Source organism: Vibrio agarilyticus (genome assembly GCF_012641465.1).
In the GTDB taxonomy this organism is placed as follows: Bacteria; Pseudomonadota; Gammaproteobacteria; order Enterobacterales; family Vibrionaceae; genus Vibrio; species Vibrio agarilyticus.
Genome location: NZ_JABAIK010000069.1, coordinates 1 through 551 on the forward strand (window position 1 = coordinate 1; position 551 = coordinate 551).

Genomic DNA, 551 nt, shown 5'->3' on the forward strand with positions numbered 1-551 from the left:
GAGGCCACCCCGCACCTGTCGGCCTTCGTCGTGCCGCTGACGCAGGACGGGCGGCTGTCGGCCAAGGAGTTCATCGGTGGCCGCGACAAGATGCGGGCCGACCAGACCAGCTTTGCCGAGGCGGTGAGGGATCTCGGGCTGGAACGCGGCATCGAGGGCAGCCGGGCCACCCATCAGCGCGTCCAGAGCTACTACGGCGCCATCGAGCGCCAGCCCGGGCACGCCACCATCACGCCGCAGGCCATCGAGCCGCGGGTGCTGCGCAAGGGGATTTTCTCGAAGGACGTGGAGACGCCGGAGGCCGTGGCCGCCCGCGTGACCGCTGCCGTCAGGGAAGGGTATGGCCCGACCGTCGCAGCGGCCGCAGGAGCGCGTCAGGAGCGCGAGAAGGCCCGGCAGGCACAGGAGACAGCCCGGAGCCTGCGTGACCGCCTGAAGCCCGTTCTGGACGCTCTGGGGCCGCTTAATCGCGATATGCAGGCCAAGGCGGCCCAGATCATCAAGGCCGTGGGCGAGAAGCTGCTCGCCGAACAGCGCGAGGCGCCACGCCA

Annotated in this window: 1 protein-coding gene; it reads left to right on the forward strand. The window is 70.8% G+C overall.

Annotated elements, in window-relative coordinates; all coding sequences use genetic code 11:
• Positions 1 to 551, forward strand: a 551-nt coding sequence (locus tag HGP28_RS19055; protein WP_211092072.1) for a plasmid recombination protein, incomplete at both ends; no start/stop codon positions are given.